Raw genomic sequence first — 23,943 nt, 5'->3', positions numbered from 1 at the left:
ATGAGTAATAAGCTGATGGTTACCGACGAGTAGGCCGTTCCACCCTGCTGAGGAGCGATGCACGATGGGCCACTTCAGGAGCAACCTGCGGGATCTCGAGTTCAACCTGTTCGAGGTCTTCCGGGTGCAGGACCGCCTGGGCACCGCGCCCTTCGACGGCATCGACATCGACACGGTGCGCGGCGTGCTCACGGAGCTGAACACCGTGGCCACGGGCCCGCTCGCGGAGTCGTTCGCCGACGCCGACCGCAACCCGCCGGTCTTCGACCCGGCCACCCACTCGGTCACGTTGCCCCAGTCCCTCAAGGACAGCTACCGCGCGCTGTGGGACGGTGAGTGGTGGCGGATCAGCCTGCCGGCCGACCTCGGCGGCTACGGCATCCCGGCCACCGTGCAGTGGGCCGCGTCCGAGCTGATCCTCGGCTCCAACCCGGCCGCCTTCATGTACATGGCGGGTCCCAACTTCGCGGCCGTGGTGCACCGCAACGGCACCGAACAGCAGCAGCACTGGGCCGAGCTCATGATCGACCGCGGTTGGGGCGCCACGATGGTGCTCACCGAGCCCGACGCCGGCTCGGACGTCGGCGCGGGCCGCACCAAGGCGGTGCAGCAGGCCGACGGCACCTGGCACATCGAGGGCGTCAAGCGCTTCATCACCTCGGGTGAGCACGACCTCACCGAGAACATCATGCACCTGGTGCTGGCCCGGCCCGAGGGCGCGAAGCCCGGCACCAAGGGGCTGTCGCTGTTCCTGGTGCCGAAGTTCCACTTCGACCCCGAGACCGGCGAGCCCGGCGAGCGCAACGGCGCCTTCGTCACGGGCGTGGAGCACAAGATGGGCCTGAAGGCGTCCACGACGTGCGAGCTGACCTTCGGCCAGCACGGCACCCCCGCGGTCGGGTGGCTGCTCGGCGAGGTGCACAACGGCATCGCGCAGATGTTCCAGGTGATCGAGTACGCCCGGATGATGGTGGGCACCAAGGCGATCGGCACGCTCTCGGCCGGCTACCTCGCCGCGCTGGACTACGCCAAGGAGCGCGTGCAGGGCGCCGACCTCACCCGGCAGCTCGACAAGTCCGCCCCTCGCGTGACCATCACCCACCACCCCGACGTGCGCCGCATCCTGATGCTGCAGAAGGCCTACACCGAGGGCCTGCGCGCGCTCTACACCTACACCGCCACGTTCCAGGACGAGATCAGGGCGGGCGACGCCACCGGTGCCGACACCACGCTCGCCGCGCGCGTGAACGACCTGCTCCTGCCGATCGTCAAGGGTGTGGGCTCCGAGCGCGCCACCGAGCAACTGCTGCTCTCGCTGCAGACCCTCGGCGGCTCCGGCTACCTGCAGGACTACCCGATCGAGCAGTACATCCGCGACTCGAAGATCGACTCGCTCTACGAGGGCACCACCGCCATCCAGTCGATGGACCTCCTGTTCCGCAAGATCGTGCGGGACGACGGGCAGGCCATCGGGCACGTGGCGGGGGAGATCAAGGCGTTCCTCGACGCCGAGGACGAGCTCGGACGGCTGAAGGAGGAGCGGGCGCTGCTCGCCACGGCGCTGGCCGACGTCCAGGGCATGCTGGGCGCCCTCACCGGCTTCCTGATGGCCTCGACCGAGGACCCGAAGAGTGTCTACAAGGTGGGGCAGAACAGCGTCCGGCTGCTCATGGCGGTCGGCGACCTCATGATCGGCTGGCTGCTGATGCGCCAGGCCGAGGTGGCGCTCGTCGCGCTGGGTGGGGAGCCTTCGGCTCGCGACACGGCGTTCTACGAGGGCAAGGTGGGAGCAGCGAGGTTCTTCGCCAAGACGGTGTTGCCCCAGCTCACGGCGCAACGCGCAGTGGTGGAGGCGACGGACGACAGCCTGATGGAGCTCCCAGAGGCCGCCTTCTGACCGCACGAGCGGCACCCTCGTCCGATAGAGCGGTACGAGAGTGCCGTTCGTGCAACGGAATCCGGTTCCGTGAAGATCAGCTGCCCTGCACCTGGAATCCCTGCTCCGTGGCGTAGGTGCGCAGCCGCTCGCCCCATGCGTCGAGGCCGGCCTGCACATCCGTGTGGTTCACCAAGGCCTGGCCGACGGTGTCGGGGAAGACCGACTCGGTGTAGTCCTGGAAGGGCGAGTACTGCCAGCCTTCCGAGACCTGCTTCGAGGCGTCGACGTAGACCTGGTTGGCCTGCTGCCCGCCGAGGAACGGCATCGGCGCGGCGAGCCACGCCGGGTCCTGCACGAGCGCGCTGGTGGCCGGGTACAGGAGGCTGGTCTCGTTCAGCTCCTTGGCCGCGGCCGGGTCGGAGTTCAACCAGGTGGCGAACTCGGCCGCGGCGGCCGGGCACTCGCTCTGCGTCGTGACGGCCACGGACGACCCGCCGTTCTCGGGCACCACCGGCTCGCCGTAGTTCGGCATCGGCGCCACCCGCCACTGGCCCTCGGCCTGCGGGATCACGCTCTGCAGGAACGTCGGGGCCCAGGCGCCGGCCACCCAGGTGGCATAGCGGCCCTCGGCCATCCCCCGGTACCACTCGTCGGTGAAGCCGGGCACGGGCTCGACCAGGCCCTCGGACACCAGCGGGTTCCACGTCTTCGCGAACCTGGCGGCGCCGTCGTCGGAGAAGTCGATCGTGAGTGCCGACTCGCCCTCGAGCGCGAACGGTCGCGCTCCGGCCTGCCACAGCAGGCTCGAGACACCACCGGCGTCGTCCGGACCGATGTTCCCGATGAAGCGGTCCGGGTCGCTCGCGTGGATCTTCCGGGCCGCCTCGACGTACTCGTCCCATGTGGTGGGCAGCGGGATGCCGAGGCCGTCGAGGATGTCCGGCCGGTACAACATGATCATGGGCCCGGTGTCCTGCGGGATGCCGTAGATCCCGTCACCCATCTTCACCTGGCGCCACGCCGAGGGCAGGAAACGATCCTCCACGTCGGCCGCGCCGTACTGGGTGAGGTCGACGAGCGAGTCGGTGAGCACGAAGGCCGGGATGTTCTTGAACTCCATCTGCACGGCGTCCGGGGCGCCGGTGCCGGCGGAGAACACGGTGCGCAGCTGCGTGTAGTGCTCGTCGCCCTGCCCGACGTTCGACACCTCGACGTCCACGCCGGGGTGGGACTGCTCGTAGAGGTCGACCGTCGACTGGATGTTGGGCACCCACGTCCAGAACGTGAGCGGGCCGTCGCAGGTCTCCCCGTCGCCGCCACCACCACCGCCACTGCTGCACGCGGACAGCGCCATGGCCAGCGCGACGGATGCCGCCGCGAGCGTGCTCCGTGATCGGATCATGCGTTCCGGTCCTCCCCGGGTGGTGGTCCTCTACTGCTTGACGGCGCCCAACGAGATGCCCGACTGCCAGTACCGCTGCAGCACGAGGAACACCGCGATCAGGGGGATGATCGCCAGCAGTGACCCCGTGATGACGAGCGTGAAGACCGCCTGGGCACCCCCGCCTGCGGCGTAGGCCTGCTCGTTCCACTGCTTGAGCCCGACCGTGAGCGGGAACCAGGCCGGGTCGTTGAGGACGATCAGCGGCAGGAAGTAGTTGTTCCACACGTGGACGAGCTGGAAGAGCAGCACGGTGACGAAACCGGGCGCCAGCAGCCGCATCGCCACCGACCAGAAGATCCGCAGCTCCCCGGCGCCGTCGAGGCGGGCCGCCTCGAGCAGCTCGTCGGGCACCGCGGCGGCCGCGTAGATCCACATCAGGTACAGCCCGAACGGGCTCGCCAGCGACGGGATGATCACCGCGAACGGCGTGTCGACGAGCTGCACGGAGCTCATCAGCAGGTACGTGGGGATCGCCAGCGCGGTGACCGGCACCATCACCGCACCCAGCACGCCCGCGAGCAGCAACCTCCTGCCCGGGAAGTCGAACTTCGCCACGCCGTATCCGCCCAGCGCCGCGAGCAGCGCGGCGCCGCCGGCCCCGACCACCGCGTACAGGACCGTGTTGAGGAACCAGCGGACGTAGATGCCGTCGGTGTAGGTCAGCACGTCGCGCACGTTCGTGAACAGGTGGAAGTCGCTGGCGAACCACAGCCCGAAGCTCTCGAACAGCCCGGTGGTGCTCTTCGTCGAGTTGATCACCAGCCAGGCGAGCGGCAGGAAGAAGTACGCCAGCAGGCCGAGGAGCATCGCGGTGAGGATGACGCTGGGCCTGCGGGCGCGGCCCCCGCCGCCGCCGGCCGGTCGCCGGGTCGTGCGCACGCGCTCGGCCGGAGCCGTCTCCACCGCGGTCACAGGATCCGCTCCCGCCGCGCGGTGGTCAGCTGCACGACGTAGGCGACGACGATCGTCACCAGCCCGAGCAGCACGGAGATCGCCGCCGAGTAGTCGACGAGCTGGCCGTTGAAGGCGAGCTCGTAGGCGTAGATGTTGGGCGTGTACGAGGTGGTGATCACGGCCGGGGCGAGGTCCATCATCACCTTCGGCTCGGTGAAGAGCTGGAAGCTCCCGATCACCGAGAAGATCGACGCGAGCAGCAGCGCGGGCCGCAGCGCCGGCAGCTTGACGCTCCACACCTTCCGGAACTCGCCGGCTCCGTCCACCTCGGCGGCGTCGTAGAGGTCCTGCGGGATCGCCCGCAGCGCCGCGTAGAGGATCAGCATGTTGTAGCCGACGAACTGCCAGGTGACGATGTTGGCCAGGGCCGGGAGCATGAGCTCGGCCCCGAAGAGGTTCGGCGGGTCGGCGCCGAACGCGTCGGCGATCTGCCCGGCGAGGCCGAACTGGCCGCCGTACAGGAAGCCCCACATGAGCGTGCCCACCACCGCGGGCACCGCGTACGGGACGAAGACGCCGAGCCGGAAGAGCTTCGGCCACCACACCCGCCTGCTGTCGATCGCCAGCGCCACGAACAGGGCGAGCAGCAGCATCACCGGCACCTGGATCACCAGGAACAGCCCGACCCGTCCCAGCCCGGCGAGGAACTGCGGGTCCACGGCGGCGCGGAGGTAGTTGTCCAGCCCGACGAACGTGGTGCCGCCGATGAGGCGGCGCCGGAAGAGGCTCAGGACCAGCGCGTACACCAGCGGGGCGACGATGACGGCGAGGAACACGAGAAGGAACGGGGCGAAGAACAGGAATCCGGTGAGCCCCCTCCGGCGGGAGGGGCTGGCAACCGCCATCGAACGATCCTCCTCGATCGTCTTCGCTACGCCGCGGCGCAAGTGTGAGCGCTCACACACGGATGGGTCAAGGGGTTGCCAGAAACCGCCGGCCTCGGCTTCCATCGCCGCGTCGGGTCTCGTGAGCGTTCACAGCGGAATCGGGGAGGCGGCATGCCCGAGAACGGTGCCCGCCGAGCCAGCGGACGGCACGGAGCTCCGGTGATGGGGGACGTCGCCGCGCTCGCGGGAGTCTCGTACCAGACCGTCTCCCGCGTGATCAACGACCAGCCCGGTGTGCGCGACTCCACCCGCGATCGCGTGCTCGCCGCGATGCGCGACCTCGGGTACCGGCCCAGCACCGCCGCGCGCTCCCTCGCCTCCGGCCGCACCCGCATGATCGGGGTCGTCACGATCGGCTCCGGGCTCTACGGGCCGGCCTCCACGCTGCGCGGCGTCGAGGCGGCGGTCCGCGACGCGGGCTACACGGTGAGCACCGAGAGCCTCTCGCGGTTCGACCGCCCGTCGGCGCTGGCCGCCGTCGAACGCATGACCGCGCAGGGCGTCGAGGGCATCGTCGCGATCGACCCGGAGGTCGACGCCGCCACCGCGCTGCGGACGCTTCCCGCCGGCATCCCGATGATGGTGCTGTGCGGCGGTCTCGACGCCGTCACCGCGGGCGTGCAGATCGACGGCACCGAGGGCTCGCAGGGCGCGATCCGACACCTGCTCGACCTGGGGCACCCCACCGTCCGGCACCTGGCCGGGCCACTGCGCTGGGAGGCGGCGCGCTCCCGGATGCAGGGCTGGCGCACGGCCCTCGAGGCTGCCGGTGCTCCGGTCCACGAGCCGCTGCAGGGTGACTGGAGTGCGCGGTCCGGCTACGCCGCCGGGCGGGTGCTCGCGGCCGACCCGGACGTGAGCGCGGTGTTCGCGGCCAACGACCAGATGGCGATCGGCCTGCTGCTCGCGCTGCACGAGGCCGGCCGGGCGGTGCCCCGCGACGTCAGCGTGGTCGGCTTCGACGACATCCCGGAGGCGGCCTACCTCATCCCGCCACTCACCACCCTGCGCCAGGACCTCGAGGACGAGGGCCGCCGGGCCGTCGCGATGCTGCTCTCCCAGATCGAGCGCCCCGCCGCCGACCCCATCCCCGTGCGAATGGTCCCCGACCTCATCGTGCGTGCCAGCACCGGCCGGTACACCAGGAGGGACCCGTAAGTGACGCCTGCGCCCTACGTCGAGGACCCGCGTCCGGACGCCCGCGCTGCCACCCCGTGCGGCCGTGCGGTCGAACGCACCCCGCATGAGCCTGAACGGGCAGTGGCGGTTCGCGCTGTCCCCGACCGCCGAGGAGGCCCCGGCCGGGTTCGCCGACCCGGCGTTCGACGACGCCGGGTGGGCGCAGCTGCCCGTGCCCGCGCACTGGCAGCTGCACGGGTACGGCGAACCGGCCTACACCAACACGCGCTACCCCTTCCCGATCGACCCGCCGCGCGTGCCCACGGAGAACCCGACGGGCAGCTACCGGCGCACGGTGCCGGTGCCTGCCGAGTGGGCGGGCGAGCGGATCCTGCTGCGGTTCGAGGGTGTGGACTCGTGCTTCGCCGTGTGGGTCAACGGGCACGAGGTCGGCACCGCCCAGGGCAGCAGGCTCCCGTCCGAGTTCGACGTCACGGAGGTCGTCCGCCCCGGCGCAGGCAACCTGGTGGCGGTGCGGGTGCACCAGTGGTCGGCGGGCAGCTACCTCGAGGACCAGGACATGTGGTGGATGTCCGGGATCTTCCGGGACGTGGCGCTGCTGGCACGGCCCGCCGGCGGGGTGGACGACGTGTTCGTGCACGCCGGCTACGACGGCGGCGCCGGGTCGCTGCGCGTGGAGGTCCCCGGTGATGCCCGGGTGCTCGTCCCCGAGCTGGGGATCGACGCCGCCGCGGGCGAACAGGTGTGGGCCGAGGGCGCGCAACCGTGGAGCGCCGAGGTACCCCGGCTCTACGACGTGGCGGTCGTGACGGCCACCGAGCGCGTCGACATGCGGGTGGGGTTCCGCACGGTCCGGATCGAGAACGGGCTGCTCACCGTCAACGGCAACCGGGTGCTGCTGCGCGGCGTGAACCGGCACGAGTTCCACCCCGACCGCGGCCGCGCCGTCACCGAGCAGGACATGCTCGACGACGTGCTGCTGATGAAGCGGCACAACGTCAACGCCGTGCGCACCAGCCACTACCCGCCGCACCCACGCTTCCTGGAGCTGTGCGACGAGTACGGTCTGTACGTCGTGGACGAGTGCGACCTGGAGACCCACGGCTTCGTCCACGTGGGCTGGCGCGGCAACCCCACCGACGACCCGGCCTGGGGCGACGCGTTCGAGGACCGGATGCGCCGGATGGTGGAGCGCGACAAGAACCACGCCTGCGTGATCATGTGGTCGCTCGGCAACGAGTCCTGGACCGGCCGCAACCTCGAGCGCATGTACCGCTACGCCCACGACCGCGACCCGGGCCGTCCGGTGCACTACGAGCACTGCCCCGACGGGCGCTTCACCGACGTCTACAGCCGGATGTACGCCTCGCAGGCCGAGACCGACCTCATCGGCCGCCGCGAGGAGCCGGCCCGCGGTGTCGACCCGGTGCAGGACGCGGCCCGCCGCGCCGCGCCGTTCGTGCTCTGCGAGTACGCCCACGCGATGGGCAACGGGCCGGGAGGGCTCGCCGAGTACCAGGAGCTCTTCGAGGCCCATCCTCGCTGCCAGGGCGGTTTCGTGTGGGAGTGGATCGACCACGGCATCCGCACCCGCGACGCGCAGGGCCGCGAGTTCTACGGATACGGCGGCGACTTCGGCGAGGAGCTGCACGACGGGAACTTCGTGGCCGACGGGCTGCTCTTCCCGGACCGCACCCCGTCTCCGGGGCTGCACGAGTTCGCCAAGGTCGTCGAGCCCGTGCGGATCAGCGGCACCCCGGACGGGCGCCTGCGCGTCGCCAACCTGTACGAGGTGCTCGACCTCGCCCACCTGCGCTTCACATGGGCGCTGGAGGAGAACGGCGTCGAGGTCGACGCCGGGCCGTTGGACGTCCCCGCGGTCGCCCCCGGCCACGCCGTCGACCTCGACCTGCCGGCCGAAGCGGGCCGTGAGGTCGAGACGTGGCTGACCGTGCGCGCCGTCCTCGCCGCCGACGAGCCGTGGGCACCTGCCGCCCACGAGGTCGCATGGGGTCAGGTGCGGCTCGTGGCGCGCCCGCGCACCGCGGCCGCGGCCGGCCGTGGCGTGGTGCCGCTGGACCGCGTGCGCGGGGTCCTCACCGAGCTCGCCGGCATCGCGGTCGACGGTCCGCGCCTCGACGTGTGGCGCGCCCCCACCGACAACGACCGGATCCCGCGCGACTCGGCCGCCGACGCCTGGCGGGCGATCGGCCTGCACCGGCTGCGGCACCGGGTCCTCGACGTCCGCGACGAGGACGGCGGGATCGTCGTGCGCACCCGCACGGCCCCGGCCGCCGTCGACGCCGGGTTCCTGTCCACGATGCGCTGGACCCCGCTCACCGGCGGCGGGTTGCTCCTCGACGTCTCCGTGCAGCCGGAGGGCGAGTGGCCGGGGCCGATCCCGCGGCTGGGCCTGGCCTGGTCGCTGCCGGCCCAGGTCGACGCCGTCACCTGGTACGGCGGCGGACCCGGCGAGGCCTACCCCGACACCCACCACGCGGCGCGCGTCGGGCGGTTCACCAGCTCGGTGGACGGGCTGCAGACGCGCTACGTCATGCCGCAGGAGAACGGCAGGCGCGCGGACGTGCGCTGGGCCGAGCTCACCGGCGGGGGCAGCGGCCTGCGGATCGAGGCGCTCCCCGGGGCCGACGGGGACCCGGAGACGTTCGGTCTCACCGTGCGGCGCTGGACCAGCGCCGACCTCGACGCAGCGCGGCACCCCGTCGAGCTCGTACCCGGCGACCGGGTCCGGCTCACCGTCGACCTGGCGCACCGCGGCGTCGGCACCGCGAGCTGCGGACCCGACGTGCTGCCGCAGCACGAGCTGCACGCGGCCCCGGCACGGCTGCGGCTCGCGTTGAACCCCCGCTACCCCGCGATGTAGCTCTGCAGTTGCGCGCGCTCCGACTCCAGCAGGTCGATGCGCGCCTTCACCAGGTCGCCGATGCTGACGATGCCGGCCAGCTCACCGTCCACGACCACGGGGAGGTGCCGGAACCGCCGGGACGTCATGACGGCAGCGAGGTCGCTGGCGTCATCGTCCGGGCCGCACGTGGTGACCTCGCTGGTCATGATGTCGGCCACGGTGGCCTGGAGCAGCGCGGCTCCGCCCGCGTGCAACCGCCGCACGACGTCGCGCTCGGAGACGATGCCGATGAGGTTGCCGCCGTCGACGACCGGCAACGCGCCGACGTTGTGGGCGGCGAGCTCGCCGAGCAGCTCGGTGACAGTGGCCTGGGGCCCCACCGTGGCGACGGCGTTGCCCTTTCTCCGTAGTACGTCCGCGATACGCATCGCTCGTACCCCCGATCCCGGTCGCCCGCTTCCGTCGACGCTGACCAACCGAGGGTACGAACTCGGGTCCCGCTTTCGGAACCCCCGACGCAGGTGAGCCCGAACCGGACTAATCCTCGCAAACCACCTTCGGGGCCGGGTTGTAGCGCGTGGTCATGGTCTCCGAGTTGGACTCGCCGGTGTCGACGTCGCGCCGGGTGCGGGTGTCGGTGATCGTGAACCCGGGGGCCCCGTTGCTGGCGTGGCAGTCCTCGCCGGCCGGGATCGTCACCTCGTTGGGCTGGGTCGGGTCGGTGCGCGGCCCGAACTCGCCCGTGACCTCGTACTTGCGCTGCCCGTAGATCTGCACGGTCAGCGAGGTCGGGGTCCAACGCGTGCGGATCATGATCGGGGTCGGGTTGTCGTTGCGGAACCTGTTGTCGATCGCGCCGGTGGCGATGGTCGCCTCCCGGCCGGCCGGGTAGCGGCTGATGTAGAAGCTGTGCGCCTTGTGCTCGAGCAACGTCATCCCGGCGAAGTAGGAGGCGTTGTAGAGCGTGGTGGACACCTGCGAGACGCCGCCCGCGATGCCACGCGCCGACCGCCCGTTGTCGATCACTCCGGCCTCGACGTACCCGTTGGCGGCGGTGCGCGGGCCCGTGACCGTATCGAGGCTGAACACCTCACCCGGCTGCACCACGGTGCCGTTCACCAGCTGGGCGGCCCGGCGGATGTTCAGGCCCGAGTCGGCGGCGAAGCCGCCGGTCGTGAAGTCGCCGATGATCTCCGGGTTGCCGAGCGCCTTCAGCTCCTCGGTGGTGACCTCGGCCGGCTTCTCGGCGTACACCGCGGTGACCTCGCGCGGGTCCGGGCGGCCCAGCACACCGATCAGCGCGGCCACGGTGGCCTCGTAGTCCACCCCGCGCCCGTCCTGGGACGGCACGACCACCGCGCGGCCGCTGGAGAAGTCGAACGTGGCGTCCCGCCCGGGCTCCTCCGACTCCGCCATCTGCGGCGTGAGCGCGTCCTGGATCGCCTGCTGGTTCAGCTTCGGCGCCAGGCCGCCGTTCTCGGCCTCGAAGCTGAGCGACGCGGCGAGCACCTCCGGGGTGACGGTGCCCTGCACGCTGTTCTCGCCGATGACCGTGATCGGGGCGGCCACCGCGGGCCGCGCCACCTCCTGGATGGCGGTGGCGACGTCCTCGGCCGTGGTGGTGGGAGGCAGCTCGGTGACCGGCAGCGCCACCACACCCCCGTTGGCCCAGTCCCGCTGCAGGACACCGATGGCCGCGTTCAGGTCGAGCCGCTGACCGGGCTGCGGGTCGACCGGCTGTGGCTGGGTGCCGTCGAACCGCACCGTGCCCTCGACCGGATCCCGGTCGACGACCGGCCCGAGCTGCTCGAGCGCCTGGTTCACGGCGGTGGGGTCGGCGATCGTCACCACACCGGTCTCGCGCTCGCCGAAGAACGAGGTGATCCGGGTGATCGGGTTCAGCGGCTGGGAGGCGGCCCGGTCCAGGGTGCCCGGCCAGTCGATGGACAACCCCGCCGCGGCGGGGTCGATCTGTCCGCGCGCGTCGCCGACCGTCACGGGGATCGGGCCGTCGATGCGGCCGCCGATCTCCGACCGCAGCCGCTCCTCGGCCTCGGCCATCGACATGGTGCCGACGCCGACGCCGGCCACCGTGACTCCGCGTGGCATCGATCCGGAGCTCAGCAGCAGGTCGGCGCCGTAGAGCAGGCCGAGCGCGCCGACGACCGCCGCCAGCACCAGCACGCGCCTGCGTCCACGGCCGGGCTTGCGGGTACGACCAGTGCCGTCCCCGCCGTCCGTGTCGTCCGGGCCGCCGAGGCCGACCCGGGTGGGCGCATCGAGCGGCGGCAGCGGTGGGCGCGGCGCGGCACTGATGGCCGGGATCCGCTCGGTGACCGGCTCGTCGTCCACCAGCGGGGGCCCGGTGCGCGGGAGCATCTGCGTGGCCTCGCCGTCGGCCGAGGAGCGGGACGCGACCGGGACGACGACCGTGGTCGCCTCGCCGGAGCGCTGCTCGCCCGCCGGTTGGCCGTGGTCGGCACGACCGTTGGCTCCGTGGTCGTTCGGCAGGCTGCCGTTGGGCGGCCCGCCGTTCCCGGCCCGACCCGCCGGGGCCCGCCCGGGTGTGCGGACCGTGGGGCTCTCGTCGCCGTCCGGCTCCCGGGCCGGGCCGGGGCGCGGCGCCGGCCGGGCCGGGTGCGCACCGTCGCCGCTCGCGCGCTCCGCCGTCCGGGTCGGGGAGGGCGGCCACGCGTCCCCCGACGCGCCCTGCTCGGTGCCCCTCGGGCCACGCACGTTGTCCGTGATGTCCGGCTCCGGAGGAGCCGCCGCCTCCCCAGGCGATGACTGCCGCTCGGGCATGAAGTCCGTTTCCCCTCGACCATCGGACCGGGCTGCAGCCCGGTCCGTCACAGGTACAGCCCCGTACCGTGCTCGGTGCGCTCCGTGGCGACGGCGTGCACTTCCCGTTCCCGCAGGACCAGGTAGGTGGCGCCCTGCACGTCGACCTCGTACTGGTCGTCGTGGGCGAACAGCACCCGGTCGCCCACCTTGACGGTGCGGACGTGCGCCCCCGTGCCGAGCACCTCTCCCCAGACAAGACGCCTGGCGACCTCTGCGGTTGCGGGGATGACGATTCCCGCTCCGCTGCGCCGCTCCCCGGCCGAGTCCGGCTTCACGAGGACCCGGTCGTGCAGCATCTGGATCTCGAGCTTGGCGTCCTGCATCGGACCGATGCTACGAGGAGGCCCCGGCAGCGCCCTGACCGGCCCGAAGATGAAGAAGCCCCGCGGTGCTGTCAGGTCGGGGGTCCGACAGCGCCGCGGGGCTGTACCTGGAATCGGACATCGAGCCCCGGCCGTTACCTGTGGTCGCAAGTTGGCCAGGATTCACCCGTATAGAGCAGGGATTTCAGGGCTGGGTGAGCAGGTAGCGGCCGAAGTGGGGCACCGTGAACGCGATCTGCCCCCGCTGGGCGGAGAAGACGAGCCCCTTCTTCAACAGGCTGTCACGGGCCGGGGAGAGGGACGAGGCCTTGCGGCCGAGGTGGTCGGCGATCCCGGCCGTGCCGACCGGCTCGTCCCTGCCCTCGGAGAGCTCGGCCATCGCGCACAGGTACTCGCGCTCCGCGGGCGTCGCCCGCTCGTACCGGGACCCGAAGAAGCCGACGGCGAGCTCGCCCTCGGCGTCCGGCGCCGCCAGCTTGACGTCGGCCGCCCCGATCGGGCTGCGGGGCGCGGCGTCCCACGCGGCCTTCCCGTAGGCCTGGACGAAGTACGGGTAGCCGCCGGAGGCCTCGTACAGCGCGTCGAGGGCGTCGACGTCGAACTCGGCGTCCTCCCGCCCGGCCGGTGCGAGCAACGCGAAGTCGGCGTCGGCGCGGTCGAGCTTGTCGATGCGCGCGTACTTGAACAGCCGTTCCGAGTAGGACTTGGAGGCCGAGAGCACCGCGGGCAGGTGCGGCAGGCCCGCGCCGACGACCACGAGCGGGGCGCGCGACTGCGACAGCTCGTGGCAGGCCGCGCAGAGCGCCGACACGTCGTCCGGGCGCAGGTCCTGCATCTCGTCGATGAGCAGCGCGACGCCGGACTGGACCTCCTGCGCCAGGCCCGCCACCTCGGTGAACAGCTCGACGAGGTCGATCTCGATGTCGCCGGAGTCGGCCCTGCCGTGGGTCACGGCGACGTCGATACCCGGCTGCCAGCGGTCGCGCAGCTTCGCGCCGTCGGGCGCCGATCGCATCGCGAACGCCTTCAGCACGCCGAGCACCTCGTCGGCGCGGTCCTGGTCGACCGGCTCGTCACCGGCGCGCTCCGGATCCCGGTGGCGCACCGCGAGGTCCCGGATCGCGCGGTGCAGGGCGGCGGCGAGCGGGCGACGCAGGTCGGCGTCCGGCCGCGCCTCGATCTTCCCCGCGCCCCACCCGGCCCGCATGGCCATCGACCGCAGCTCCCCGAGGAGCACGGTCTTGCCGACCCCGCGCAGGCCGGTGAGCACGAGGCTGCGCTCCGGCCGGCCGCGGGCGACCCGCTCCAGCACGATCTCGAACGCGTCGATCTCCTTGTCGCGACCGGCGAGCTCCGGGGGCCGTTGGCCCGCGCCGGGCGCGAACGGGTTGCGCACGGGGTCCACGGATCGGACGGTATCGGCGAATCTTGCCCGGAGCGTAGAGGCGGCTATCGAACCCGATGGCGTGTCGCCGATCGCCCGTTCTACGAGCTTCTAGCGATCGTGCTAGAAAGGCGGATAGAGCGCGATCAGGCGCGGCGGGTGCCGGCGTCGGCCATGCAGAACAGGCCGAACGCAGCGAAGCCCGCAGCCACCACGGCGAGCAGCCAGGTCCCCGCCGCCGTGTCCCCGAGCGCGCGGAGCGCCGCGTCGAGACCGCCGGCCCGGGCCGGGTCGGCGAACAGCGCGGCCGCGCCGGCGAGCCCGCCCACCACACCGATCGCGAGCGCGCGGGCGAGGTGCCCCGCCACCCCCGCCACCTCGATCGCGTGCTGTACGGCTGGAGCGAGCCGGTGGACGTCGAGGTCGCCCATGAACGTGCGGCGCACGCCGGTGTAGGTCATCGCGCAGGCCATCGCGACGAGCACGGCGGCCACGATCCCCAGCAGCACGCGTCCGGCCGGCAGCTCCAGCACGTCTGCCGCCAACTGCGGCACGGTGGTGGCGTCGGCCGAGCCGATGCCCGTGAGGTACTCGAGGACGATCCCGGCCAGCCCGGCCATCGCGATCGACTTCGCCACCGCGCCCACCCGCTTGCGCATCCGCTCGTTGCCGTGCACCCAGCGGAACCCGACCGCCGCGGCGATGACCTGCCACAGCGCGAACGCGACCAGGCCGACCACGGCCACGGCGAGCGCGAGGAGCCCGCCGGGCGTACGCGCGATGGTCCCCACGGCGCCGGCGGCGTCGGGCGGGGCGTCCGGCACGCCGAAGGCCACCTGGAGCGCGAGCCACGCGACGATGAGGTGCACCACCCCGTAGCCGACGAGCCCGATGCGGCCGAGCCCGTCGACGAGGCGTCCGGGAGCGTCGGAGCGCCCCTCGCGCACGAGCCGTCGCAGGCGCGGGAGGGGTCGAGCCATTCCATCACTCCGTATGTGGCCGTATCGGTGGCCTACTAGAGAGCCGGATACTCCGGCATCTGGTTACCTGGGATTGTGACCGAGATCGTGACCGAGGGGAGCGGCTGGTCCGAGCAGCCGGGCGACCGCGCCGAGCTCGACGTGAGCTTCACGGCGGTGGCCCGCACGCGCTCCGACGCCGTACGCGACCTCGGCCGCCGCATGGCGGCCGCGGAACCCGCGCTCAGCCGGCCCGGCCTGCAGGTACGACACCGCCGGGTGCGGGTGCACAACGAGTGGCGGGGCAACAAGATGATCGGTTGCCGGGCCGGCGAGGACCTCGCGCTCCTCGTCACGGACGTCGCCGAGCTGGACGCGGTGCTGTCGGCGCTCGTGGGCGCCGAGCCCACCGGCCTGCAGGGGCCGAGGTGGGTGCTCGAGGACCCGGCCGCGGCGCACCGGCAGGCGCAGGAACGCGCGGTGGCCGACGCCCGCGCCCGCGCCGAGGGCTACGCCGTGGCGCTGGGCGGCACGCTCGGGCCGTTGCTGAGGCTGTCCGAGGCGCCCGAGCACGGCGCCCCCGTCGCGTACCGGATGGCGGCGACCGAGGCTGCCGGCCCCGACGTGCGCGCGCTCGGCCTGGAGCCGGAGCCCGTGCGCGTCACGGCGCGGTGCTCGACCACCTGGACCCTGGAGTCCTAGGATCGCGGCTCGCCGGGGACGACGGTGCCCTCGATCACCAGGCGGTCCGGACGCGGGGCATCGGGCTCGACGACCTCGCCGTCGACCACCTCCCCGTCGACCACCGGGGCCTGGGCACGGATCCGCGCGGTGCGCAGCTCCGGAGAGCGCTCCTCGGCGGCGCGCACCAGCCTGCGGCGCACCAGCGCGCGGGTGGGGGGCAGCACGAGCAGCAGGCCGGCGAGGTCGGTGACCAGGCCGGGCACGAAGATCAGGACACCGGCCGCGGCCACGAGCATGCCGTCGGTGACCTCGGCGGTGGGCACCCGCCGGTTGTTCACCGCCTCGGCGAGGGCCTGCGCGGCCCGTACCCCCTCGCGGCGCGCGAGCCACAGGCCGATCACCGAACCGGCCAGGAGCACGAGCAGCGTCCAGCCCAGCCCGATCGCCGAACCGAGCGCGACCAGCGCGACGATCTCGACCACGAGGTACAGGAGCACGAACGCCATGCTCCTAGTAACGCACGAGATGCCGTCCGTGCTCCCGGGATCCAGTCACGGATCGGTCACCACGTGAGCGCGAGCCCCGGATCCGTGAGCAACGCGCCGACGTCGGCGAGGAACCGCGACCCCTGCTCGCCGTCGACGAGGCGGTGGTCGAACGACAGCGCCAGCTGGCACACGGTGCGCACGGCCAGCTCCCCGTCCACCACCCAGGGCATCGGCTTGATGGCGCCGACCGCCAGGATCGCCGCCTCGCCCGGGTTGATGATCGGGGTGCCGGCGTCCACACCGAACACGCCGACGTTGGTGATGGTGAACGTGCCTCCGACCAGGTCGGCCGGGGGTGTCTTGCCGGTGCGGGCGGTGTCGGCGAGGTCGGTCAGCGCGCCGGCCAGCTCCCGCACGGAGAGCAGGTCGGCGTCGCGGATCTTCGGCACGATCAGCCCGCGCGGGGTGGCCGCCGCGATCCCGAGCTGCACCCGGTCGTAGTAGACGATCTCGCCGGCCGGCTCGTCCCACGAGGCGTTCACGTCGGGGGTGCGCTTCGCGGCCAGGCACACCGCCTTCGCCACGAACGCGAGCGGTGTGAGCTTCACCTCGGCGTACTCGCGGGTGGCGCGCAACCGGTCCCGCAGCGCGAGCGTGGCCGTGACGTCGACGGCCAGGAACTCGGTGACGTGCGGCGCGGTGAAGGCGCTGCCCGCCACGGCCGCCGCGGTGGCCCTGCGCACCCCGCGGATCGGCTCCCGGCGCACGCCGCCGACGCGAGGTGCCGGAGCGGCCAGTGCCGGGGCCGCCGCGCCCTCCACGTCGGCGCGGGTGATCACGCCCCCCTCACCGCTGCCGCTGAGGCTCCGCAGGTTCACGCCGAGGTCCTTGGCGAGCTTGCGCACCGGCGGTTTGGCGAGCGGCACGGGCCCGCGGCCGGCTGCCGGCTCCGGTTCTGCAGCAAGGTGGCTTTGCTCCGGAGCTACCGGAGTAGAGCCACCTTGCTGCGGTACGGGGGTGGTGGCCATGCGCCGGGGGCGGCGGGTCGCCGAGGCCTGGCGCGGGCCGTAGCCCACCAGGTTGGGGACCTCCTCCTCGTCGGCCGCGCCACGCGCAGGCGCCTCGCCACCGGTGTCGATCGTGATGATCGGCGTGCCGACCTCGATCGTCCGGCCGGGCTCGGCGAGCAGCGCGCCCACCGTGCCCGCCCACGGGCACGGCAGCTCGACGGCGGCCTTGGCCGTCTCGATCTCGCAGATGACCTGGTTGACGGTGACCGTGTCGCCCGGCTTCACCTGCCAGACGACGATCTCGGCCTCGGTGAGGCCCTCACCGACGTCGGGCAGGGTGAACTCTCGGAGCACCCCGATCACCAGGCCAGCGAGCGGTCGACGGCATCGAGGACGCGGTCGAGGTCGGGGAGGTAGCCGTCCTCGCACTTCGACGGCGGGTAGGGCGCGTCGAACCCGGTGACCCTCAGCACCGGCGCCTCCAGCGAGTAGAAGGCCTCCTGCTGGACCCGGGCGGCGACCTCCGAGGTGATCGACGACTCCGACGGCGCCTCGGACACCACGACGAGGTGACCGGTGCGCCGCACCGACTCCACCACCGGGTCGAGGTCGAGCGGGGACAGCGTGCGCAGGTCGATCACCTCGAGGTCGTGGCCGTCGGTCTCGGCCGCCGCGGCGGCGGCCAGGCAGGTCTTCAGCATCGGCCCGTAGGTGGCGACCGTCAGCGTCCGGCCCGGGCGCACCACCCGCGAGGCGAAGAGCGGCGGCGGGTCGGCGTCCGGGTCGACCTCGCCCTTCTCCCAGTACCGACGCTTCGGTTCGAAGAAGATGACCGGGTCGTCGGCCGCGATGGCCTGCTGGATCATCCAGTAGGCGTCGGCCGGGTTCGAGCAGGCCACGACCCGCAGCCCGGCGGCGTGCGCGAAGTACGACTCGGGCGACTCGCTGTGGTGCTCGACCGCGCCGATGCCCCCGCCGAACGGGATCCGCACGACGACCGGCACCGGGACCTTGCCCTGCGACCGGTAGTGCAGCTTGGCCAGCTGGGAGACGATCTGGTCGAAGCCGGGGAACACGAACCCGTCGAACTGGATCTCGCACACCGGCCGGAAGCCGCGGATCGCGAGGCCGATGGCCGTGCCGATGATCCCCGACTCGGCGAGCGGGGTGTCGAGCACACGCTGCTCGCCGAAGTCCTTCTGCAGCCCGTCGGTGACCCGGTAGACGCCGCCGAGCTTGCCGACGTCCTCACCCATCACGATGACCTTCTGGTCGCGATCCATCGCCGCACGCAGGCCGTTGTTCAACGCCCTGGCCAGTGTCGTCTGTGCCATGTCAGGCCCCCTCGAAAGAGGCGTGGTAGTCCAGGTACGCGGCGCGCTGCGCCTCCAGCACGGGCGACGGCTCCGCGTAGACCTGCGAGAACATCCGGTCCGGGGTGGGCTGCGGCATGTTCACGCAGAACTCGCGGAACCGCTCCGCCAGCGCGTCGGACTCGGCCTGCACCTCGTCGAAGAACTCCTGCCCGACGTGGTGCTCGCGTACCAGGTTGACCCGCACCCGCTCGATCGGGTCCTTGAGCTTCCACAGCTCCAGCTCGTCGGCGAGCCGGTAGCGCGACGGGTCGTCGGACGTGGTGTGCGCGTCCATGCGGTAGGTGAACGCCTCGATCAGCACCGGCCCGTTGCCGGAGCGGCACTCCTCGAGCGCCCAGCGCGTGACGGCGAGGCACGCCAGCACGTCGTTGCCGTCGACCCGGATGCCGGGGAACCCGTACCCGCCGGCGCGTTTGTAGAGCGGCACCCGGCTCTGCCGCTCGGTGGGCTCCGAGATGGCCCACTGGTTGTTCTGGCAGTAGAAGACGACCGGCGCGTCGTAGACCGCGGCCCAGACGAACCCCTCGTGGACGTCGCCCTGGCTGGTGGCGCCGTCACCGAAGAAGCAGATCGTGGCCTCGCTGTCGGGGCCCTCGCCGACCTTGCCCTCGAACTTCTGGCCCATCGCGTACCCGGTGGCGTTCAGCACCTGGTTGCCGATGACGATCGTGTAGAGGTGGAAACGGGTGGCCTTCGGGTCCCAGCTGCCGTGGTCGGTGCCCCGGAAGATGCCGAGCAGGTCCGTGGGGTCGATTCCCCGGGTCCACGCCACCCCGTGCTCGCGGTACGACGGGAAGGCCATGTCCCGGGGCGCCATTGCGCGGCCAGCCCCGATCTGCGCGGCCTCCTGGCCGAGCAGCGGCACCCAGATGCCGAGCTGCCCCTGGCGCTGCAGCGCGTTGCCCTCCCGGTCGAACCGGCGCACCAGCACCAGGTCGCGGTAGAGGTCGCGCAGGGCGTCGACGCCGAAGTCGGTGGCGTAGCCGTCGAAGCGGGGGTCGGACACCCGCTCCCCCTCGGGGGTGAGGAGCTGGACCAGTTCCGGGTCGCCCTCGTCGGTGGCTTTCAGGCCGGCGACCACCTGGTCGCGGGTGGGTCGCGACTCCTGCACACCCGTGCTGGGTGGGGTCCAGTCGTGCGGAACGGTCACGGTGCCTCCTCCTGCTCATCGACCCGCTCCCGTTCGTGGCGGGACGCGGGGCGGCTGCGGTCGGGGACGCCCCGGTGCGGGGTCCACGACCGGCTCAGGGCGTCATCCTGACACGGCACCCGCCCGTGGGGGAGGACGCGCCGGACATGGCGAACGGCACGTCCCGATGACTCCTGGACGTGCCGTTCGACGGCTCCGGATGCGGTCTAGCGGCCCGGCTCGGTGGGGCCGGACTGCCCGGGCTGCGGCGGGGTCGGCGCGCTGTAGTCCGCCGTCTTCCCGAACCCCGCGTTCTGGTCGTAACCCTGCGTGTACCCGTTGCCGGTGGCGCCGTAGCCGGGCGTCTGCCGGATTCCGGCGAGCCCCTTCGCCTTGTCGGCGGCGCCGCGGATCTGGCCCGAGTACTTGCCCTTGGTCTGCTTGTCGACGAACGACGCAGCCTGGTCGAGGTACTTGGACGCCTTGTCAGGGTTGCTCTTCGCATAACGGCGAGCTGCCTCGGCCGCGGTGGCCAGCAGGGCGAGGCGTTTGATCAGGGCCATCGGGTCCTCCGTTGGGGGTGGTTCTCACCGCGACAACGCTCACACGGTGTCTGCCGGTTCCGGGAGTACCCAACCTAGCCCCGTGACTCACGGGACATCTGCACCGAATCACTCTGGGTGATGTCACACAACAGTGACCACCGACGAGATGTCCGAAAGGCGTACGAGTGGCAGCATCCCCGCGTAATCACCGCCCACGAGGAGGTCAACGTGCCCGCCATCCGCCGTTCGTTCCCGGTCGCGCTAGGCGCAGCCGCGCTCGCCGTCCTTCTCGCGGGCTGCGGTGCGGGCGGTGACGGCAGCGGCGGCGCGCCCCCGGCGGCCGCGCCGGGTGGCGCCCCGGGTGGCGCCGCGCCGACCGAGACCGTGCCGACGGTGGAGCGCGACGACGCGCTCGCCAAGATGGTGCCCGAGCAGATCGCGTCCGACGGCGTCCTCCAGTTCGGGGTCGACGCCTCCTACGCGCCGAACGAGTTCACGGCCCCCGACGGCACGACGATCATCGGCATGGACGTCGACCTCGGCACGGCGATCGCCCAGAAGCTGGGGCTCAAGGCGCAGTTCGAGAACACGCAGTTCTCCGGGATCATCGCCGGCGTCCAGGCCAAGCGCTACGAGATGGCGATGTCCTCGTTCTCGATCAACGACGAGCGCGTCCAGGTCGTCGACATGGTCAGCTACTTCACGGCGGGCACGAGCATCGCCGTCGCGTCGGGCAACCCGCAGAACGTCAACCCCGACGACCTCTGCGGTCTGAACATCGGGGTGCAGGCCGGCACCACGCAGGTCGAGGACATCACCGCCCGCAACCAGGCCTGCCAGGCGGCCGGCAAGCCCGCGATCCAGGTGACCGAGCTGCAGGCGCAGTCCGACGTGACGCTGGCGCTCGCCGCCAACCGGATCGTCGCCATGCTGGCCGACTCCCCGGTCGTCGCCTACGCGGTCACCACCACCGAGGGGGCGGTGGAGCAGATCGGCGACACCTACGACACCGCGCCGTACGGCGTCGCCCTTCCGAAGGGCGAGGGCCAGTACTCCGAGGCGGTGCGCAGCGCCGTGCAGGCCCTGATGGACGACGGCACCTACTCGACGATCCTCGACAACTGGAACGTCGCCGAGGGTGCGATCCCGACCTCGGAGATCCGGAGCTGACGGGTGGCAGCCGAACCCCTGCCCCTCGAGAAGAACCGGCCGAAACCGATCGAGGCGGTGCCGGTGCGCCACCCCGGCCGGTGGCTGGCCGTCGCGGTGCTGGCCGTGCTGGCGGCGATGTTCGTCAACACGGTGATCACGAACGAGAACTTCCGCTGGCCGATCGTCGCGCAGTACCTGTTCTCCGCGCCGATCATGAACGGCCTGCGGAACACGCTGATCCTGACCGTGCTGTCGATGGTCATCGGCATCTTCGGCGGGGTCGCGCTCGCGATCATGCGGCTGTCGCCGAACCCCGTGCTGTCCGGCGTGTCCGCGGTGTACATCTGGCTGTTCCGCGGCACGCCACTGATCGCGCAGCTGCTGTTCTGGAACTTCCTGGCCGCGCTCTACCCCCGCCTCTCGCTCGGCATCCCGTTCGGGCCGGAGTTCATCTCGTTCGACACCAACCAGCTGATCAACCAGTTCGCCGCGTGCCTGCTCGGGCTGGGCCTCAACGAGGCCGCCTACATGGCGGAGATCGTGCGCGGCGGGCTGCAGTCGGTGGACCAGGGGCAGAGCGAGGCCGCCGGCGCGCTCGGCATGTCACGCTCGCAGACGCTGCGCCGGATCGTGCTCCCGCAGGCCATGCGCGTGATCATCCCGCCCACCGGGAACGAGACGATCTCGATGCTCAAGACCACCTCGCTCGTGGTCGTCATCGGGTACTTCGAGCTGCTCACGTCGGCGCAGCGGATCTACTCGGTCAACTTCCAGACGATCCCGCTGCTCATCGTGGTTGCCATCTGGTACCTGGCGCTGACCTCGCTCCTCTCCGTCGGGCAGTGGTACATCGAGCGCTACTACGGGCGCGGCACGAACCGCGGGCAGACCGGCGCCCGGCTCTTCCCCCGGCGCAACCCGGAGGAGCAGAGATGACCGTCCCCATGGTCGAAGCGGCCGACGTCCACAAGAGCTTCGGGCGGGTGGAGGTGCTGCGCGGGATCGACTTCGCCGTCGAGCCCGGGGAGGTGGCCTGCATCATCGGGCCGTCCGGCTCCGGCAAGTCCACGTTCCTGCGGTGCATCAACCACCTCGAGCGCATCGACGCCGGCCAGATGCGGGTGAACGGGGAGCTGATCGGCTACCGGGAGGCCGCCGGCAAGCTCTACGAGCTGCGGGAGTCCGAGGTCGCCCGGCAGCGCCGCGACATCGGCATGGTGTTCCAGCGCTTCAACCTCTTCCCGCACATGACGGCCGCCGAGAACGTCATGGAGGCGCCCCGCACCGTCCGCCGGGAGCAGCGGCAGTCCGCCCGCAGGCGCGCCGTGGAGCTGCTCGAACGGGTCGGGCTCGCCGAGAAGTGCGACTCCTACCCCGGGCAGCTCTCCGGCGGCCAGCAGCAGCGGGTGGCGATCGCGCGGGCGCTGGCGATGGAGCCGCGGCTCATGCTGTTCGACGAGCCGACCTCCGCGCTCGACCCGGAACTCGTCGGCGAGGTCCTCGACGTCATGCGCGGCCTCGCCCGCGACGGCATGACGATGGTGGTCGTCACGCACGAGATGGGCTTCGCGCGCGAGGTCGGCGACTCCCTCGTGTTCATGGACGAGGGCCGGGTCGTGGAGGCGGGCCACCCGCGCGAGGTGCTGACCGCCCCGCAGCACGAACGCACCAAGTCGTTCCTGTCGAAGGTGCTCTGAACCGGTCAGCGCTTCGGCCAGTGCCACGCGGGCCGGTCCAACACCTCCTGTCCCGCCAGCACCGTGGCGCCGAACTCCTTCTCCAGCTCCAGCAGCGCCGCGGCGTCGTCGACGGACTCGAGGGCGCGCACGAGCGGCCGCGCGTGCGTGACGACGACGACCTGGGTGCGGGCGGCGGCGACGGAGATCAGCGCCGCCAGCGCCGGGAGCAGGTCCGGGTGCAGGCTGGTCTCCGGCTCGTTGAGCACCAGCAGCTCGGGCGGGCGGGGGCTCAGGAGCGCCGCCACCCATAGCAGGTAGCGCAGCGTGCCGTCGGACAGCTCCGCGGCCGACAGCGGGCGCAGCAGCCCGTGCTGGCGGAACCGCAGCTCGAACCGGCCGTCCTCGCCGGCGGTCACCTGCAGCCGCGACCCCGGGAACGCGTTGTCGACCGCGGCCCGCAGGCCGTCGGCGTCGCCGACCTCCTCGACCGTCTGCAACGCCGCCGCGAGGTCGGCACCGTCGTGGTCGAGCACCGGGGTGCGGGTGCCCACCCGGGCCTGGCGCGCGGGGGCGTCGGCGTCGGTCCGGAAGTGGTCGTAGAACCGCCACGATCGGACCCGCTCGCGCACCAGCAGCACCTCGGGCGAGATCCGCGGGTCGGCGAACGCCGTGAGCATGCTGTCGGCGAGCCCGATGCGGTGGGGCACCTGACCCCACGCCCCGCTCTGCTCGCGCGCCCGCACGACGGGCCCGGCGCGGTCGGCGAGCAGCGCCGCGGGTTTCAGCGCCGGGCCACGCCAGACGCACTCCCGTTTGAACTCGGGATCGCGGTTGAAGACCGTCTCCGTGGGAACGGGCATGCCGAGGTCGAGGGCGTAACCGAACTCGTCGCCCGCGAAGCCGAGCCGCAGCCCGACGGGTTTCGTGCGCCGCGTGCCCTGCACCGCCGCCCTTCCCTCGCGGACCGCCCGGCCGACCGACTCCGGACCCGCCCACAGCGCGGACGGCAGCCCGCCCTCCCTGGCGAGCGCGGCGACCGCCCCGTTGCGCGCGGCGTCGGCCAGCAGCCGAAGCGCCCGGTAGAGGCTGGACTTCCCGCTCCCGTTCGCCCCCGTGACGACGGTGAGCCGGGACAGCGGCAGCACGAGATCGCGCAGCGAGCGGTAGTTCTCGACGGCCAGGGTGGTCAGCACCGGGCAG

21 protein-coding genes are annotated in these 23,943 nt (G+C 72.2%); 7 read left to right on the top strand and 14 right to left on the bottom strand.

Annotated elements, in window-relative coordinates:
- The first annotated feature begins 64 nt into the window (after positions 1-64).
- The gene (locus ACU436_RS25490; RefSeq protein ID WP_459029432.1) at positions 65-1,897 is read left to right on the top strand and encodes an acyl-CoA dehydrogenase; all 1,833 of its coding nucleotides are present in this window, start codon (positions 65-67) and stop codon (positions 1,895-1,897) included.
- A gap of 76 nt (positions 1,898-1,973) precedes the next feature.
- Here the strand turns inward: ACU436_RS25490 and ACU436_RS25485 are convergent, their stop codons facing one another.
- From ACU436_RS25485 to ACU436_RS25475, 3 genes are all read right to left on the bottom strand, one after another.
- The gene (locus ACU436_RS25485) at positions 1,974-3,281 is read right to left on the bottom strand and encodes an ABC transporter substrate-binding protein (RefSeq protein WP_459029430.1); all 1,308 of its coding nucleotides are present in this window, start codon (positions 3,279-3,281) and stop codon (positions 1,974-1,976) included.
- A 30-nt stretch (positions 3,282-3,311) separates the two neighbouring features.
- Entirely contained in the window at positions 3,312-4,130 is an 819-nt protein-coding gene (locus ACU436_RS25480; RefSeq protein WP_459029641.1) for a carbohydrate ABC transporter permease, read from the bottom strand.
- A 101-nt stretch (positions 4,131-4,231) separates the two neighbouring features.
- On the bottom strand, positions 4,232-5,122 hold the full coding sequence (locus tag ACU436_RS25475; protein ID WP_459029428.1) for a carbohydrate ABC transporter permease: 891 nt from the start codon (positions 5,120-5,122) through the stop codon (positions 4,232-4,234).
- A 204-nt stretch (positions 5,123-5,326) separates the two neighbouring features.
- Here ACU436_RS25475 and ACU436_RS25470 point away from each other — a divergent pair, with 204 nt between their 5' ends.
- Positions 5,327-6,322, top strand: a complete 996-nt coding sequence (locus ACU436_RS25470; RefSeq protein ID WP_459029640.1) for a LacI family DNA-binding transcriptional regulator — start codon at positions 5,327-5,329, stop codon at positions 6,320-6,322.
- An 85-nt stretch (positions 6,323-6,407) separates the two neighbouring features.
- The gene (locus ACU436_RS25465; protein ID WP_459029426.1) at positions 6,408-9,188 is read left to right on the top strand and encodes a glycoside hydrolase family 2 TIM barrel-domain containing protein; all 2,781 of its coding nucleotides are present in this window, start codon (positions 6,408-6,410) and stop codon (positions 9,186-9,188) included.
- On the opposite strand, the gene ACU436_RS25460 is transcribed toward ACU436_RS25465, so the two are convergent.
- From ACU436_RS25460 to ACU436_RS25440, 5 genes are all read right to left on the bottom strand, one after another.
- Positions 9,173-9,598: a CBS domain-containing protein gene (locus ACU436_RS25460; RefSeq protein WP_459029424.1), complete on the bottom strand. Its 426-nt coding sequence runs from the start codon at positions 9,596-9,598 to the stop codon at positions 9,173-9,175. The two genes, ACU436_RS25465 and ACU436_RS25460, sit on opposite strands and share 16 nt — an antisense overlap.
- A gap of 109 nt (positions 9,599-9,707) precedes the next feature.
- Positions 9,708-11,906, bottom strand: coding sequence for a VanW family protein (locus tag ACU436_RS25455; protein WP_459029422.1), 2,199 nt, complete (start codon positions 11,904-11,906; stop codon positions 9,708-9,710).
- Positions 11,907-12,019: 113 nt separating this feature from the next.
- Positions 12,020-12,337 (bottom strand): GroES family chaperonin, encoded by a 318-nt coding sequence (locus tag ACU436_RS25450; protein ID WP_459029421.1) that lies wholly within the window; start codon positions 12,335-12,337, stop codon positions 12,020-12,022.
- A 184-nt stretch (positions 12,338-12,521) separates the two neighbouring features.
- The gene (locus ACU436_RS25445; protein ID WP_459029419.1) at positions 12,522-13,742 is read right to left on the bottom strand and encodes an AAA family ATPase; all 1,221 of its coding nucleotides are present in this window, start codon (positions 13,740-13,742) and stop codon (positions 12,522-12,524) included.
- A 125-nt stretch (positions 13,743-13,867) separates the two neighbouring features.
- The gene (locus ACU436_RS25440) at positions 13,868-14,701 is read right to left on the bottom strand and encodes a DUF1206 domain-containing protein (RefSeq protein ID WP_459029417.1); all 834 of its coding nucleotides are present in this window, start codon (positions 14,699-14,701) and stop codon (positions 13,868-13,870) included.
- Positions 14,702-14,776: 75 nt separating this feature from the next.
- Here ACU436_RS25440 and ACU436_RS25435 point away from each other — a divergent pair, with 75 nt between their 5' ends.
- Entirely contained in the window at positions 14,777-15,382 is a 606-nt protein-coding gene (locus tag ACU436_RS25435; protein WP_459029415.1) for an SIMPL domain-containing protein, read from the top strand.
- On the opposite strand, the gene ACU436_RS25430 is transcribed toward ACU436_RS25435, so the two are convergent.
- The 5 genes from ACU436_RS25430 to ACU436_RS25410 all read right to left on the bottom strand — a co-directional run bounded on the left by ACU436_RS25430 (position 15,379) and on the right by ACU436_RS25410 (position 19,930).
- Positions 15,379-15,870, bottom strand: coding sequence for an FxsA family protein (locus ACU436_RS25430; RefSeq protein ID WP_459029413.1), 492 nt, complete (start codon positions 15,868-15,870; stop codon positions 15,379-15,381). The two genes, ACU436_RS25435 and ACU436_RS25430, sit on opposite strands and share 4 nt — an antisense overlap.
- A 56-nt stretch (positions 15,871-15,926) precedes the next feature.
- The gene (locus ACU436_RS25425) at positions 15,927-17,222 is read right to left on the bottom strand and encodes a dihydrolipoamide acetyltransferase family protein (RefSeq protein ID WP_459029639.1); all 1,296 of its coding nucleotides are present in this window, start codon (positions 17,220-17,222) and stop codon (positions 15,927-15,929) included.
- The gene (locus tag ACU436_RS25420; protein WP_459029411.1) at positions 17,222-18,196 is read right to left on the bottom strand and encodes an alpha-ketoacid dehydrogenase subunit beta; all 975 of its coding nucleotides are present in this window, start codon (positions 18,194-18,196) and stop codon (positions 17,222-17,224) included. The genes ACU436_RS25425 and ACU436_RS25420 overlap by 1 nt, the downstream gene beginning before the upstream one ends.
- Before the next feature lies 1 nt (position 18,197).
- Positions 18,198-19,388 (bottom strand): pyruvate dehydrogenase (acetyl-transferring) E1 component subunit alpha, encoded by a 1,191-nt coding sequence (pdhA, locus tag ACU436_RS25415; protein ID WP_459029409.1) that lies wholly within the window; start codon positions 19,386-19,388, stop codon positions 18,198-18,200.
- A gap of 206 nt (positions 19,389-19,594) precedes the next feature.
- Positions 19,595-19,930 (bottom strand): antitoxin, encoded by a 336-nt coding sequence (locus ACU436_RS25410; RefSeq protein ID WP_459029407.1) that lies wholly within the window; start codon positions 19,928-19,930, stop codon positions 19,595-19,597.
- Positions 19,931-20,140: 210 nt separating this feature from the next.
- Between ACU436_RS25410 and ACU436_RS25405 the strand changes: the two genes are divergently transcribed.
- From ACU436_RS25405 to ACU436_RS25395, 3 genes are read left to right on the top strand one after another with little or no spacing between them, the layout of a single operon-like run.
- The gene (locus tag ACU436_RS25405) at positions 20,141-21,082 is read left to right on the top strand and encodes an ABC transporter substrate-binding protein (RefSeq protein WP_459029405.1); all 942 of its coding nucleotides are present in this window, start codon (positions 20,141-20,143) and stop codon (positions 21,080-21,082) included.
- Between the two features lie 3 nt (positions 21,083-21,085).
- A complete protein-coding gene (locus ACU436_RS25400) occupies positions 21,086-22,000 on the top strand; it encodes an amino acid ABC transporter permease (RefSeq protein WP_459029403.1) in 915 nt (304 codons plus the stop codon).
- Positions 21,997-22,761: an amino acid ABC transporter ATP-binding protein gene (locus ACU436_RS25395; protein WP_459029401.1), complete on the top strand. Its 765-nt coding sequence runs from the start codon at positions 21,997-21,999 to the stop codon at positions 22,759-22,761. The genes ACU436_RS25400 and ACU436_RS25395 overlap by 4 nt, the downstream gene beginning before the upstream one ends.
- A 5-nt stretch (positions 22,762-22,766) precedes the next feature.
- On the opposite strand, the gene ACU436_RS25390 is transcribed toward ACU436_RS25395, so the two are convergent.
- A complete protein-coding gene (locus tag ACU436_RS25390; RefSeq protein ID WP_459029399.1) occupies positions 22,767-23,936 on the bottom strand; it encodes an AAA family ATPase in 1,170 nt (389 codons plus the stop codon).
- Between the last annotated feature and the right edge of the window lie 7 nt (positions 23,937-23,943).

The organism is Pseudonocardia wallangbongensis (assembly GCF_054486945.1).
The sequence above is the reverse complement of the archived record's forward strand: the minus strand, read 5'-3'. Positions and strand labels throughout refer to the sequence as shown.